The organism is Gemmatimonadota bacterium (assembly GCA_016209965.1).
Classification (GTDB): Bacteria; Gemmatimonadota; Gemmatimonadetes; order Longimicrobiales; family RSA9; genus JACQVE01.
The window spans coordinates 1-14,287 of the sequence record JACQVE010000014.1; the positions used below are offsets into that span (position 1 = coordinate 1).

15 protein-coding genes are annotated in these 14,287 nt (G+C 68.3%); 3 read left to right on the plus strand and 12 right to left on the minus strand.

The window, feature by feature from the left end; all coding sequences use genetic code 11:
* A partial coding sequence (locus tag HY703_00650) for a type II toxin-antitoxin system RelE/ParE family toxin (GenBank protein MBI4543687.1) occupies positions 1–133 on the minus strand: 133 nt, incomplete at its 3' end.
* Positions 134–360: 227 nt separating this feature from the next.
* Between HY703_00650 and HY703_00655 the strand changes: the two genes are divergently transcribed.
* The 3 genes from HY703_00655 (at position 361) to HY703_00665 (ending at position 3,002) form a co-directional block, all read left to right on the plus strand.
* On the plus strand, positions 361–690 hold the full coding sequence (locus tag HY703_00655) for an SRPBCC domain-containing protein (GenBank protein MBI4543688.1): 330 nt from the start codon (positions 361–363) through the stop codon (positions 688–690).
* Positions 687–1,127 (plus strand): SRPBCC domain-containing protein, encoded by a 441-nt coding sequence (locus tag HY703_00660; GenBank protein MBI4543689.1) that lies wholly within the window; start codon positions 687–689, stop codon positions 1,125–1,127. The genes HY703_00655 and HY703_00660 overlap by 4 nt, the downstream gene beginning before the upstream one ends.
* Positions 1,128–1,271: 144 nt before the next feature.
* Positions 1,272–3,002 carry a c-type cytochrome gene (locus HY703_00665; protein ID MBI4543690.1) on the plus strand — a complete coding sequence of 577 codons (1,731 nt, stop codon included), beginning with the start codon at positions 1,272–1,274 and terminating at the stop codon, positions 3,000–3,002.
* Between the two features lie 56 nt (positions 3,003–3,058).
* Here the strand turns inward: HY703_00665 and glgP are convergent, their stop codons facing one another.
* The 11 genes from glgP to HY703_00720 form a co-directional block, all read right to left on the minus strand.
* Positions 3,059–5,665 carry an alpha-glucan family phosphorylase gene (gene glgP, locus HY703_00670; GenBank protein MBI4543691.1) on the minus strand — a complete coding sequence of 869 codons (2,607 nt, stop codon included), beginning with the start codon at positions 5,663–5,665 and terminating at the stop codon, positions 3,059–3,061.
* Between the two features lie 118 nt (positions 5,666–5,783).
* A complete protein-coding gene (locus tag HY703_00675; protein ID MBI4543692.1) occupies positions 5,784–7,208 on the minus strand; it encodes a HAMP domain-containing protein in 1,425 nt (474 codons plus the stop codon).
* Entirely contained in the window at positions 7,205–7,885 is a 681-nt protein-coding gene (locus tag HY703_00680) for a response regulator transcription factor (GenBank protein MBI4543693.1), read from the minus strand. The genes HY703_00675 and HY703_00680 overlap by 4 nt, the downstream gene beginning before the upstream one ends.
* 191 nt (positions 7,886–8,076) lie before the next feature.
* On the minus strand, positions 8,077–8,352 hold the full coding sequence (locus HY703_00685) for a hypothetical protein (protein ID MBI4543694.1): 276 nt from the start codon (positions 8,350–8,352) through the stop codon (positions 8,077–8,079).
* A gap of 17 nt (positions 8,353–8,369) precedes the next feature.
* Positions 8,370–9,197 carry an energy transducer TonB gene (locus HY703_00690; GenBank protein ID MBI4543695.1) on the minus strand — a complete coding sequence of 276 codons (828 nt, stop codon included), beginning with the start codon at positions 9,195–9,197 and terminating at the stop codon, positions 8,370–8,372.
* A 281-nt stretch (positions 9,198–9,478) separates the two neighbouring features.
* The gene (locus HY703_00695) at positions 9,479–10,183 is read right to left on the minus strand and encodes a hypothetical protein (protein ID MBI4543696.1); all 705 of its coding nucleotides are present in this window, start codon (positions 10,181–10,183) and stop codon (positions 9,479–9,481) included.
* Positions 10,184–10,193: 10 nt separating this feature from the next.
* Positions 10,194–11,288 carry a hypothetical protein gene (locus HY703_00700; protein ID MBI4543697.1) on the minus strand — a complete coding sequence of 365 codons (1,095 nt, stop codon included), beginning with the start codon at positions 11,286–11,288 and terminating at the stop codon, positions 10,194–10,196.
* A 9-nt stretch (positions 11,289–11,297) separates the two neighbouring features.
* The gene (locus HY703_00705; GenBank protein MBI4543698.1) at positions 11,298–11,744 is read right to left on the minus strand and encodes a hypothetical protein; all 447 of its coding nucleotides are present in this window, start codon (positions 11,742–11,744) and stop codon (positions 11,298–11,300) included.
* The gene (locus HY703_00710) at positions 11,741–12,757 is read right to left on the minus strand and encodes a c-type cytochrome (GenBank protein ID MBI4543699.1); all 1,017 of its coding nucleotides are present in this window, start codon (positions 12,755–12,757) and stop codon (positions 11,741–11,743) included. Before HY703_00710 ends, HY703_00705 begins: the two co-directional genes overlap by 4 nt.
* A gap of 10 nt (positions 12,758–12,767) precedes the next feature.
* Entirely contained in the window at positions 12,768–13,751 is a 984-nt protein-coding gene (locus tag HY703_00715) for a hypothetical protein (protein ID MBI4543700.1), read from the minus strand.
* A 325-nt stretch (positions 13,752–14,076) separates the two neighbouring features.
* On the minus strand, positions 14,077–14,287 hold a 211-nt coding region (locus tag HY703_00720; GenBank protein MBI4543701.1), incomplete at its 5' end, for a hypothetical protein.

Consider the following 14,287-nt stretch of genomic DNA (forward strand, 5'->3'; position numbering starts at 1 on the left):
ACTGAAAGCAGACCCTGTACCGGTCGTTGATTCGGATCGAGTGCTGCCCGGCACCATCTCCCTTCAGCTTCTCCAGGCGCAGACCAGGAAGCGACAAGGACTGCAGGGAAACCGCAGAGTTCAATCGGTCCAAGGTTCCGGCGCAGGACGTTCGGCGGCCATGATGGCGGTGTGGTGGCCCACCCGATCGGGCAGAGGGATCCTGCCGGTACCTGTCGTGCTCGTTCTGTTGCGGCGCTTACCGCGATGCGCTGATCAAGCGGCCTTCGCCTTCTGATACAACGCCGTCACTTTCGCTTCGGCGATTCGACCACCCAGTCGGCGTGTTGCTCGTCTCGCTGCACGTGCTAATATTCGGGCGTGAACTCGACCCGCATCAGTCGCCGCGTTAACGCGCCCCGCGCGATCGTCTATCGCGCGCTTCTCGATGCCCGCGCGGTCGCGACGTGGATGGTGCCGACCGGCATGACCAGCCACGTGCAAGTGTTCGACCCTCGCGAAGGTGGCTCGTTCCGGATCTCGCTCACGTACGACGCGCCGAGCGGGATCGGCAAGACGACCGCTAACACCGACACGTACCACGGCCGCTTCGTGAAGCTCGTGACGAACGAGCAGGTTGTCGCTACCGCGCGGCCTGCCGACCGCCGACAACGAGGCCGGCAAGCATTGCTCAGGGAGATGGATGAATGAATGCCAAAACCGAAACGCAGTCGATTTCTCTCGAGTTCGACCTGCCACACCCGCCCGCGAAAGTATGGCGTGCGCTGACCGAGCCCGAGTTGCTCGCGGCGTGGCTGATGGCAAATGACATGCGGCCAACTGTCGGGCACAGCTTCACCTTCAAGCAGCAGCCGACGCCATGGTGGGACGGGATCGTGCACTGTGAGGTGCTGGAGGTCGACCTGCACAAGCGCCTCCGGTACTCGTGGCGCAGCGGTGCGGAGTCCTCGCGTCTCGACACCCTGGTCACCTGGACGCTCACGCCGACGCCATCAGGCGGCACGCGGCTCGTGCTTGAGCACTCCGGCTTCCTGCCCTCCAATGCGTTCGCTATCGATGGCGCGCGCAAAGGGTGGCAGCGCATGGTTGGCGAAGGTCTGATCGAGGTGTTGGCGCGGGCCGCTTGAATTGAATGCATAGCCGTGCGGGACAATTGTGGACGCGGCGCCCGGAAACTTGTGGATGAGTCGGAGCGCCGGGTCGCGAGCCCCAGGGTCCTCCTACAGGAGGAAACCCCGCATTGTTGTAAGAGAAACTTCGACTTGACTCGTATGGAACGTCTCCACGCCATCCTTGTACCGGCTTTCACGGTTGCGCTCACCCTCGTGCCTGCCACGGCTGGCGCCCAGGATCACGAGGAGGGCGGTGCGGCGCTCGAGCCCGGCCATGTCCTGTATGCCCAGAAGGGATGCCTCGGTTGCCACGGCGCCAGTGCGCGGGGCGAGGTCGGGCCGCCGCTGGCACGCACGCGCCTGTCGTTCGAAGCCTTTCTGAACCAGCTGCGTCGCCCGCGGGGAATCATGCCGCGCTTTGCTCACACGCTGGTCAGCGACCAGGAAGCGCGCGCGATTTACCGCTACCTCGAGACCGCGCCGGCCGCGGACCCGCGCCTCCGCGCGGAGCTCCCTCACGGCAAACTGGACCCTGCGAGCTGCGCTGGCTGCCATCGCAACTACAACCCGGTCATCGTCCGGCAATTCGAGACGAGCGCCATGGGTCGTGCGGGCGTGCAGAATCGAAGCGTCGACTTTCCGCGGCCGCAGCTCACGTGCGCGGACTGTCATGGCACGAATCACGACACAATCATGGCGTCGCGGGGCCGCGTGCCGGAAGTCACGTGCGGCGGGTGCCACGCGCAGATCTACAAGGATCACGTGACCGATGCCGGCCACTCCTACGGTCCCGGGCCGGGTACGCTCGGCACGAATTGGGAGCGGAACATCGGCGTGCCGCACTACCAGCAGATGCCACGCGTCGTCATGGAGATGGGGTGTGACCCATGCCATGCCCAGGCCGGCGCGACCGACGCGAAATATTGGAGCACCGCCGCGCAGCGCTACATCGATACCAGCTCGCTCATCTATCGCAACGGCTGCATCGCCTGCCATACGCGTCACTCGTTCAGTCTCGAAGAGGCCCGGAAACCGGAGGCATGCTACACCTGTCACATGGGACCCGACCATCCAAACTATGAAGCGTATATGAGCTCGAAGCACGGCTCGATCTACGCCGCGCGCGGGGACAATTGGGATTGGGCGAGACCTCTGGCGCAGGCGGACTGGGAAGCGCCCACCTGCGCGTATTGCCACATGCTTTATGTGGGCGCTGACGGTAGGCGCAGCTCGAGCCACAACATGACCAGCAAGATCATCTGGGGTATGGGCGTCCAGGCGGCAGCCGGCGAACTCACAGACCTCGCCACGCAACCCGAAGCCCGGCAGAAGCGCAACGAGATGTTGAAGGTATGTCTCACCTGCCACTCGGAGGATAAGGCGCGCGACTATCTGCGCTCAGCGGATGGCCACAAGCTGGCCGGTGACGCGCTGGTAGTGGAGGCCCGCGGGATCCTCGCGGAGCTCTATGACGACGGTCTCATCGAGCCCAGCCACGGCTCTCTGGCGGCGGCTCTCCTGGCGGGGCCGCGCTACACTGCGCTCGAGTTGCCCACGTCCTTCGCCCAGCACTGGCCGGCCGGACTCTACTTCGACGTGACCGCAATCGAGCGCGAGTACTTCGACCTGTTCTTCTTCTCGAACCTGAAATCGTACAAGGGCGCCTTCCACATGAGCCCGGATTACGCCTGGTGGTACGGCTATGCCGACGTGCTCGGCCATCTCGCACGCATTCGCGACGAGGCGCAGCGGCTGCGCGACGCTCGATCGACGCGCAACCGGACGCTATTCATGATATTCACCGGCCCGCTGATGGTACTGGGCGTACTCGCGGCATTGTACTTAGCGTGGCGTTTCTGGCGCCGACGGCGGCAGCAGGAGGGCAGCTAAGCAAAAAGGGATTAGCGGGCAGGGCTAGCGCCGTCCGCGATGCGAGCGAGTTGTGCTCACTCCACGGCCGTTTCCGGTCCGGCCCAGGCGATCAGCCCGGGCAGGAAGCGGCCGTCCAGATCTGCATGCTGCGGCAGCACTCGAATGGTGTAGCCGTGAAGTCCGCTGGCGGGGCAGGGGACGGCGCTCGCCTCGAAAACGTGGGCCGTGTCGCCGACGGGGCCGCCGGGCTGCATGCGTATTGCCGTCGCTTCGCTGATCATGCCCCTGGGGTCGAGCCGCCCGATGTAGAGCTGCACGGCGACATCCTCCGGCCCGAGGGAGCCGAGCCGCACCCGGGCCCGTACGCACACCTGCTCGCCGACTTCCACCTCGTCCGCGGGACCCGCATCGACAGCCTCCACGCTCACTGCGGACCAGCCGGCGAGGACGCGGGTTTTCCAGGCCGCCAGGGCCCGCGCCCCCACCGCCTCATCCGCCGCCAGCCGGCGCGCGCGAGAAGCGGCCGGCATATAGAAGCGGTCGGTGTACTCTCGGACCATGCGATGCGTGTTGAAGATCGGGCAGAGCCGGCCGAGGGCCGCTTTCATTCCGCCGACCCAGCGGCGCGGCAACCCGCCGGCATCCCGGTCATAGAACGCCGGGACCACGGTCCGCTCCAACAGCGCGTAGAGCGCTTCGGCTTCGACGCGGTCCTGTTCCTCCGGGTCACTATAGAGCTCCCCACCACCGATGGCCCAACCTCCGGCCAGCGCCTCGCCTCCGACCACGTCCCACGCCTCCGCCCACCAGCCGTCGAGCGTGCTCAGGTTCAGCACGCCGTTGGCGGCGGCTTTCATCCCGCTCGTGCCGCTCGCCTCCAGCGGCCGGCGGGGCGTGTTGAGCCACACGTCTGATCCTTGCACGAGGTAACGGGCCGCCGCCATGTCGTAGTCCTCGAGAAAGGCCAGGCGGCGGTGGAACGGCGGCTCGCGGGCGAGGCTCACGATCTGACGGATGAGGTCCTTGCCGACCTCATCGCGAGGGTGTGCCTTGCCGGCTATCAGGATCTGCACCGGGCGATCCGCGTCGCCGAGGATCCTGGCCAGCCTGTCCGGGTCGCGGAAGAGCAACGTTGCCCGCTTGTAGGCGGCGAAACGCCGGGCGAAACCGATCGTGAGGGCTTTCACGTCGAGCACTTCCTCGACCTCCTCGAGCTCGGCCCGCGAAGCGCCGCGCCGCGCGAACTGCGTGCGCAGCCGGCGTCGCGCGAACGCCACCAGACGTTCGCGCCGCCTCTCGTGCGTCCGCCACAGCTCCTCCGATGGGATGCGGCCCGCGCGCCCCCAGGCCGTTTCATCCGCCGGCTCCTCGCGCCAGCGCGGGCCGAGGTACCGGTCGTAGAGCTGGTCCATCTCGAGGGAGATCCAGCTTCGAAAATGGACGCCGTTGGTGACGGTGCCGATCGGAATCTCGTGCTCGGGCACGCCGGGCCAGAGCCCCCGCCACATGGGTCGACTGACCCGGCCGTGCAGGCGGCTCACGCCGTTCGAGTGGGCAGCCAGGCGCAGTGCCAGGACCGTCATGCCGAAGGGCTCCCCGTCGTTTTCGGCGTCCTGCCGACCGAGCACCAGGAGTTCCCGGAGGGAGATTCCGAGCCCCCGGGCGTAGTCTTCGAAGTACCGCGCCATGAGGGCATGGGGGAACGCGTCATGCCCCGCCGCAACGGGCGTGTGCGTGGTGAAGACCAGTCCTGCGGAAGCCAGCTCGCGTGCCTCAGCGAAGTCGAGCCCGTGCCGCTCCATGAGCCGGCGTATCCGCTCCAGGGCCAGGAAGGCGGAGTGCCCCTCGTTCATGTGGCAAACGACGGGGTCGAGGCCGAGCGCCTCCAGCACGCGGCAGCCGCCGATGCCGAGCAGAATCTCCTGCTGGATCCGCATCTCCAGATCACCGCCATAGAGCTGATCGGTGATGTCGCGGTCGCCGGGGCCATTCGCCGGGATATTCGTATCCAGGAGGTAAAGGGGGATGCGGCCCACTCGAGCTCGCCACACCTGCGCCGCCACCTGACGCCCGGGGAACGCAATCGCGATGGTCAGGGGATTTCCGTCCGGCCGGCGCTCCAGGGCCAGCGGCAGCGTGTAGAAGTCATTGTCCTGATAGATCTCCTGCTGTCGGCCGGCATCGTTCAGGACTTGCCGGAAGTATCCCTGTTGATAGAGGAGGCCGACGCCGACCAGTGGTAGGCCCAAGTCGCTCGCGGATTTGAGGTGGTCTCCGGCCAGGATGCCCAGCCCGCCCGCGAAGATCGACAGACACTCCGTAAGCCCGAACTCGGCCGAAAAATAGGCGATGAGCGGCGCCGGTGCGGAGCCGTGGGCCCGGCGAAACCAGGTCGATTCCTTGGTTAGAGTTAGATAATCATCGAGGAAGCGGGAAACCCCGTCGAGGTGGCTCAAGAAGGCCTCGTCCTCGGCGGCGGCCTCGAGCCGGGATTGATCAATACGGCCCAGGAGCAGAACGGGGTTGTGTCCCGCGTCTTCCCACAGATCCGCATCGAGCCGGCGAAACAGCTCGAGGCTGGAGTGGTCCCACGCCCAGCGAAGATTGTAGGCCAGCTCGCGAAGGCGCTCCAGCGCGGGGGGGAGGCGGGGGCTCACGCGGAAAGTGCCGATCGGCTCCAATGCGGCCTCCTCCGGCGAAAGGCAGGCGGACCAGCGTGTGAAGATGCTTCAGGAATGGTACGTCGGAAAGCGAAGGCGGAACAGTGCGCCGCCAGCGGCCCGAAAGTAGCCGAGCCGCTCAGACCAGGGCGGACTCGATCTGGGGGAAGCGGATTCGGAAGACGGCGCCGCCGCCGTTAAGGTTGGCGGCTTCCACGCGGGCGCCGTGCGCCTCCGCGAGAGCGCGCACGATGGCCAGACCAAGGCCGGTGCCGGACGCGCTGCCGCCGGGCGTGCGCGCGGGATCCGACTGGTAGAAGCGGTCGAAGACGCGCGGCAGCGCCTCGGCTGGAATTCCCGGGCCGGTGTCGGCGACCTCGAGGACGGGAGAGCCGTTGCGAGTTCCGACGCGGACCGCGACCTGCCCGCCAGCGGGCGTGAACTTGATCGCATTACTGAGCAGGTTCCAAACCATCTGGCGGACGAGATGTTCGTCCACGTTCGCGGCCACGGCCTCGCCGGCATCCACTGTCAGCTCGATGTGCTTCGCCTGCGCCTGCTGACCGAGGCGCTCCGCCACCTCGCGCGCGCACGCGGCCAGGTCCGTGGGTGTGGCCCGCACCTCGAGCGCGCCCGCGTCGGAGCGCGCCAGCGTGAGCAGGTCCTCGGCCACGCGCGAAAGCCGCTGCACCTCTTCCAGCGCACTGTCCATCACCCGCTCGTATTCCTCGGGACTCCGCGGGCGGCGCCGGGCCAGCTCCAGCTCGCCACGAAGCGCCGTCAGGGGCGAGCGCAATTCGTGACTCGCATCCGCAGTGAAGCGGCGTTGCGCCTCGAACGCGGCTGCGAGCCGCTCGAGCATCGTGTTCAGCACCTGCACGAGCCGCTGGTACTCGCGGCTGTCGGCGTAGGCGCTGATGCGGCGCTCGAGCGTGCCCGCCTCGATCGCCTCCGCCTGGTCGATGACCTCGTGCACCGGGCGCACCGCCCGTCCCGCGAGCCACCAGGCGCCAACGAAGGTGCCGCCTGAGACGACGGTGGCAACGCCCAGCAGCAGGAGCAGCACCTGGCGCAGCATCCGGTTCCTGGCATCGAGCGGCGCCGCGACCTGGAGTACGTGCGGCTGGTGCAGGTGCCCGAGGCGGCCGAGCGGGTAGTACAGCGAGCGTATCGGGAGGCCCTGGAACCTCTGCTCCGCCCAGACGAGCCTGCCCGCGACGGACCGGCCGAGGGCCTCGCGGTCGAGCGGCAGGTCATTTGTGATATAGCGTGTGCGCAGCAGGGTCTGCCCGTCCTCGTTCCACACCTGCGCGAAACGGTTGAGCTCGCGAACCTGCGCTGCCTCCTCGGGCGTGAGCTCCCACTCGTGGAAGCGCATCTCCCCCGAGGGCGCATCTGTGACGGACGCGGCCTGGATCGAGGCGACGTTGAGCAAGCTGGCATCGAGCTGTCCGTCCAGCGTCTCGCGCACTGCGACGAACGTAAGGGCGGAGAGGGCGGCCAGCCCCGCGGCCATCGTCGCCGTGAAGCGGATGGCCAGCCGGCATCGGAAGGAGCCGGTCAAGAAAGGGCCTCGTGACTCAGGATGTACCCGACGCCTCGGATGGTGTGAATTAGGGGCGAGCCACCTGCCCTGCGCAGCTTACGGCGGACATGCCCCACGTGCACGTCCACCACGTTGGTCATGGGGTCGAAGTGCAGGTCCCACACCTTCTCGAGCAGCTCGGTGCGGCGAATCACTCGATCGGGGTTCAGCAGAAAGAACTCGAGGAGCTGAAACTCCTTGGGCGTGAGATCGAGCTCCCGCCCGGCGCGCGTCGCCACGTGCCGGAGCCGGTCCATGACGACGTCGTCATAGACGAGCAGCTCGGTCCGGCCCGCACCGCCGCGGCGCAGCAGCGCGCGCACGCGCGCCAGCAACTCGTCGAAGCTGAAGGGCTTGGTCAGGTAGTCGTCGGCACCCGCGTTCAGCCCCGCGACAATATCTTGAGTCGAATCCCGCGCCGTGAGCATGAGGACGGGCACGGTCTTCCCCGTCGCGCGCAGCTCGCGAACGATCTGGTACCCGTTCTTCCCTGGCAGCATGATGTCCACGATGAGCGCGTCGTAGTCGTAGACGTGGGCGTTCAGCGCGCCGTCAACGCCATCATTCGCCACGTCTACAGCGTAGCCGTCCTCTCGCAAGCCTCGCTCGAGGAAGCTTGCCACTTTGCGGTCATCCTCGATGACCAGAATCCGCATTTAATGCCCCGGAGAGCCGGCCAATGCGCGCCAGCGCCCTTCGCTCGGCCGCGCCGCCGTTCGCGAAACGCTCAGCTCGTTCTCGGAATTGTACCCGGCGGGGGAGGCTGGTTCCGCGCTCCGCGGCAGGCGCCCCGCCGGCTGGCCGCCGCAGCATGGGCGGAAGTCGGCCCGACTTCGCTATTCCGGCCTCATGGCCTCCTTGCCGCCGAAGCTCCAGCAACACGATCACCCGAGGCCGGCGGGGTAGTGCCGCCCGTGGGCGGAGTGCGCAGCAGCCAGACGACGGCGGTCACGAACAGGCCCACTCCCGCCACCATGAGTACCAGCGTGCCCAGCATCATGCCGCGCATGAGCCCTTCCATGTTCTCCGCAGGAGCGGCCTGGCCCTGCTGACTGGCCCAGGCGGAACTCGCGAAACCCAGCCCTGCCGCCAGGAGCGGCGCGACCGAGTGGAGGTACCTCATGGCGAACCCCCCTTCCCTTACTGCGCCTTGAAGTGGATAGGAAGCTGCACCCAGACCGGCACCCGCTGATCCCGGTTCTGGGCCGGGCTGAAGTCCATCAGGTCCGCCACGCGCAACGCGGCGTTGTCCAGCAGCGTATGGCCGCTCGACACCTTGATCAGGTACTTGCGCACTTTGCCGTTTTCGTCAATGAAAAACCACATGAGCACGGTGCCGCCGATCCCGGCGTCGCGCAGCATGGGCGGGTAGAACCTCCTCAGCGCCTGGGCCACCTCTTCGCGGTTCCTGAGCACAGGCGCCAGCGTAAACGGCGTGAATACCGGCGCGGCCTCCAGGTTCTCCGCGGTCACCACCTTCCCTTCGGCCCGCCCGCCTTCGATCCCCTCACCCGTGAAGTCCGCCTCGAGGATCTCGGGGCCCGTCGCAGGAGGCGGGATGTCCGGCGGGATGATCTCCGGCAGCGCCAGCGTCTGGAAACCTTTGGGCACATCCGCCAGCTCTCGGGGGGGCGGCGCGTCCGCGGGAGGTGGGGGAGGAGGCGGTGGTGGCGGCGGGGCCTCCGGCTCGAGCCGGATCAACGTCAGCTGCTCCTCCGGCCCCTGCCCCGCCTGGCCCACGGCCAGCGTGAGCCAGACGAAAGTTGCGATGACCGCCCCGTGGAACAGCACGGAGCTCGCGAGCGCGGCCGCGGTGGCCTTCTTCTGCCGCACGGGCGCACTCGCCATGAGGTGCGTGAACAGCTCGACCGGCTCGGCCGCCGGCATGCCAGCCTGGGCCTCCGTCAACCCTGCGCCCTCCGGTACAGACGGTGTGACCGGGTGCTCCTCGAGGGCAGGTGCGTGCATGGGACCACCTCCGTCGGTATCGAGTCGCGCGCGCCCGCGTGGAGGAGGATCCGCTTCGTCTCGACCTACGCCGGCGTCAAGTATCGAGTCGCGCGCGCCCGCGTGGAGGAGGAGCAACGGGTGTACCAGGGGGAAAAACGGGGGAAATGGCGGTGTCCCGCCATTCTTGGCGAACCCGGGGGCCGAGCGGCAGGCAACCTTGTCCCGGCCCGCTCCACCCCCCGAGGCATTTTGTCCCCCCCGGGGAAACGACCAGGATAAGACTTGAAAACCTGGTCCGACTAGAAGGCGAAGTCGACCACCAGTTCCTTACCCGGAAACACCTCGATCTCACGGCGCTGCTCGCCCAGCTCCTGATGCCAGGCGCGCAGCACGTACTTGCCGGGCAGCACGTCCCGGATCTGGAACGCTCCGTCCACGCCCGTGAGCCCGTAATAGGGGTGGTCGAAGACCCAGATCCGGGCGCGCATCCACTCGTGGGCATCGCATTTCACCTCGACCAGTCCAGGTCGAGACAGAGCGCGCCGGTTCTGCAGCTCGACGCCCTTGAAGGGCAGGGCCACATTGCCAATAGTGCGCGCCGCCAGGTAGAGGTGCACGTTGTGCATGATGGCGTCGTTGTTTCGCAGCACCAGCATCCCGCCCACCTCTGCCACCTGCACGGGCGGGTCGAAGTCGCACCCCACGTTGCTCAGCGTGTGGGTCCTGATGGGAGTGTTGACGGGCACGGGGCCCTCGAGGTAGACAACGGCGTCGCGCAACTTGCCCCCCTGCGCGAGCAGTCGGCGCGAGGCGACCGATTCGCCGCAGAACTCCCGGTCCTTGGTGACCTTGAGCTTTGCTGCCACGGGCGCCGATCCGCGGTAGCGGACGACGCCGTGGATGGTGCTCCGCTGGGCCAGGACGGACGCGGGCGAGAGCAAGCCGGCCAGGACAGCCGCGAAGGCCAGCCGCCGCGCAGCCGTTGCATGCGATGCCAGAAGCATAGTCATCCCCTTAAAAGTGGGCGTGCAGCGCTATACTGAGCTCATCCCTGTCGGCTGTGGCCTGGGGAATGTCCTCGAGCAGCGTGTAGAAGGCCGCAACCTGAAGAAAGCCGACCGGAAAAATCTCGAGGCCCATGCGCATGCGAATGCGCGCGTTTTCGCCGATGGCCGTGTTGGGATCGAGGAACCCGTAGCTGAGCTTGAGGTTGAGCCCGCGTACCACCAGGACGTCCCCCTCCAGGTAGGCGGCGGTCTGCTCGGTTTTCCCGCCCGCCGCCGGTGTATCCCGGATGCGGTCGATCTCTCCCAGCAGCGCCATACGGCCGGCCCGTAACCCGGCAAAGGCGCCGGCCAGCTCGCGCCGGCTGTCCCGCGAGCGGTTGCGCGCCGCGGAAACGCCGATGCGGAACGCCGGGTAGACCAGCGCGGCCGTGCCCACTAGCTGCTTGCCATCGTCGATCTCGGCTGCCCCCTGGGTGCCGTTCGAGACGGCCAGGAAGAAGGTGAAGGCACCAGGCTCGAGGCCCAGCTCGAGGCCCTGGTCGGGCGTGGCGTAAGTGAACCCGGTCCGCTCGCGGATGTACTCGGCATCGTCGGCCAGGCGCAGCCCGTAGGGGAGGAAGAACTTCCCCGCCTTCAGGTATCCGTCGAAGGGAAGTTGCTGCAGCAGTGCGAAGGCCTCGCGGGTCGCGGCACTGCCCGGCCCGACCCGCTCGTCCACGTAGAAATTCAGCACATCGGGGACCAGGCGCACATCGAGCTGCAGGCTGGCCTCGTCCACGTCCACGGCGGTGCGCGGCGTGGCCTCGCTGACCGTGCCGGCCGCCCGGATCCGCAGGTTCCCGCCCACGGAGGCCAGACCGCCCAGCGAGCGACCCCGGAATGCGCTCGAGCGCAGCGCCAGCCGTGTCTGCGCGTAGATGCTGCCGAAGTCGGTGCGTCCCCCGCCGCCCGTGCGGTTGATGTGGCACTGCGCGCAGCGCAGGCCGCTGCGGACGGCAAGGTAGGGCTCGGGCGCGGCGCCGGCCGCCGGCGCGGGCGCCAGGGCCAGCAGGGCCAGGGCCGCAGTGGCAGTGGCCAACCCAGCAGCAGGGACAAGCTTCATGGTCGGACCTCAGTTGTTCGCCGCGCCGGCGGCAATCCAGTCGCGTATCGCGGCGAGTTGCTCGGGTGTGAGCGGAGGCGAACCCAGGGGCATGCGGCTCCCCTCGATGCCCGGCCGGCCCTCCAGCTTCCATAGCAGGTAGCTGGAGTCCGGCTCGCCCGGCCGGACCCGCATGAGATCCGGCCGCTCGACGCTGTGCACGCCCACCAGGTTGCCGTGCGCCACGCCCGGATCCAGCGCCAGTCCCAGGGGGGCGGAAGCGCCCGTATGGCAGCGCGTGCAGATGGGACTGAAGACCAGCGCCTGGATCGAGCCCAGCGTCGGGCCGAGCTGGCGGGCCGGCCCCGTGCGCGGGTTGCCGAACTCGTCCAGCCCCGTCCCCTCGCCGGCGCAGCCGCCGCCCGCGAGGACCAGGGCGAGCGCGCCCAGCAGGCTGCGCCACGCGCGCCGCGTCACGGCCGGCCGCTCCGCTGCAAGTCGGGAGGCTCCGCCAGCAGCCGATAGATCCACGTCCTGGGCCGGCCCAGCGACTCGAGGTAGTAGACCAGCGCCCAAAGGCGATGCTGCACCAGGCTGTCCGACTGCTCCGGCCCCATGCGGGCCAGCTCCGCCGCGCCCGGCTGGCCCGCCAGATACTCCCGTAGCTCCCGCAGCTCTCGGGCCCCCAGCTCCTGCGCCAGCCGGCCCAGCGGCGCGTCCGCGCCCCCCGCGAAGGTGACGGCCGCCGGCTCGAGCGCGGGCATGGGCGTGCCGCTCAGCCCGGTGACCAGCGTGCGGTACACATCGGCGGGGCTCGAGCCGTTCTTGTAGCCGCCGCGCGTGAAGTCGTAGGCCTCGATGGCCGCGCCCCAATCGTCGGTCAGGCCGCCAGCCGAGGGGCCGTCGCCGCGGCCGCGCGCGCCGTGGCACTGGGTGCAGCGCAGCATGGTGTAAACCCAGCGGCCCTCCCCCACCAGCTCCCGGGTCCGCGCGGGCGGCGCCGGCACGCTGATGGGCGGCTCGGGCGCCTCCTCCGCGAAAAGGGGAGCGAATCCCTTGATGTACGCGACCAGGGCCCACCGCTCGGCCGGGCCGAGCAACGCCTCCCAACCCGGCATCCAGGTGCCCGGCACGCCGCGGGAGATGCTGCGATAGAGGTCTTCATCGGTGGGAAGTGAGCCGCTGGGCGTGCCCCGGAACTTGAACACGCCGGCCGTGAAATCGCGCGGCCGCGCAGGTCCCAGCCGGCTCGCGCCGCGAGCCTTGCCATCGCCCCCGCGGCCGTGGCAGGGAGCGCAGGCATCGACGTATAGCCGGGCGGCATCTACAGCGGCCACGTGCTCCGGCGCGATCCAACCCGGCCGCCCGCTCGAGGCCGGGCCAGCCGCACGGCCCGCGGGCACCTGGGCGGCGCCCAGGCGTCCCGCGGAGAAACTGATCCAGAGGAGCGCGATAGCGCCGCCCAGCTTCAGCTTTCCTGGCAAGCGCATGAGGACGGCCCTAGCTGGAAGTCACCGTGATGCTCCCGACCATGCCCTTCTGGGCGTGGTCCGGCAGCGTGCAGCGGGTCTCGAAGGTGCCCGCCTGCGTCGGCACCACGAAGAGCAAGGCGGACCCGCCCACCATGAGCTCGACCTCCTTCAGGTAGGGCGCCTTGATCTCCGCCTGCGTGTCCTCCGCCTTGCGCCAGACCGCGGTCTTGAAGAACTGCGCCGCCGTCCAGTAGTGCTTGGACGCGTTCGCAGCCGGGCTCTCCAGCCGCAGCCGGTAGCCCACCCCCTGGCGCAGTGCCAGGTCCTTGGGCACGAACGCGTAGGCCGGCGCTTCCACGATCGAGATGGTGTGGTCCACGCGCCCCTTCCACACATCATGCGAGCCGGAGCGGCGCGGGTCCGAGGTCAGAGCTGAGTTGAAGTCCGCCGCGACCTCGAGGTCCAGCCGGTTGGACGCGCTCCCCGTGATGGTGAACCTGGCCGTCATACCCAGCTCCTTGTGCCCCGGGATGGTGCACAGGATGTCGTAGGTCCCGGCAAGCACCGGCACGAAGTACAGGTCCAGCGACCCGCCCACCATCAACTCGACCTCGTTGAAGTAGGCAGCCTTGTACTCGGCCTGCGACGTCTCGATCTTCCGCGTCGCTATCGCCTGGTAGAAGTTGCCCAGCCCTTCCGGCGAGACGTAGTGCTTGGCCTTGTTCGAGGCACCGTTCACCATGCGCAGCACGTACGGCTTCCCCGCCTCGAAGGCGAGCTGGTTCGGCGAGAACAGCAACCGGCCATCCGCCGCTTCCACCATGTTTAGCGTGACCACGGTCCTCTGATCCCAGTTCACCGAGGCCAGCCACTCCGATGCCTTGACCGGGCCCTCCGGCTCCGGCTCGGTCACGACCTCCCCCTCGTCGCACCCGCCCAGGGCCATACTGGCCACCAGCGTGCCGCAGAGCACGAGACCCCAGGAAAAGCAGCTGGAATGATCCTCTCTCATAACAATCCTCCCGGCTTGGGCGCTTCCGCGCCCCGTTGCCGATTCAGGCGCCGCTGCCGCGCGGCCGCCGGCGGGCCGTGGCCCGCAACCGACTTCGGCGCAGCGGCAAGGCAGGAAGCACGCCCCTGCGTGCCCGCATCCGGCTAACCTCCTATCCGATTGCCGTACAATGAGTTAGAGCCGTGAGCCCAGGGCGCCCCCAGGCCAGAGCCCGGAACGCAGTGTGACGCACGGCGTCTCAACTGCGCCAGTACATGGCACAGCCCGGAGGGATTCGAGCCAGCGGCGGTCGGAGGGTTGGAGATGGGAACGGCCGGCGGCGGCTTCAGAAGGCGACGTCGAGCCGGAACCAGAGGTTATGCGGTCGCTTGCCCCCCGGCAGCAGTAGGGGCGGGTCCGCCGCGAAAAGCTCGGCCACGACCACGCCGCGCACGTTCTGGCGGATCAAGAGCACCAGGCCGGGGAGCACGCGCGTTTGGGCGGCCCCGCCCTCCGTGAAGCCCTGGCGGCTAGCAACGGCTCGCGGCACGAGATGC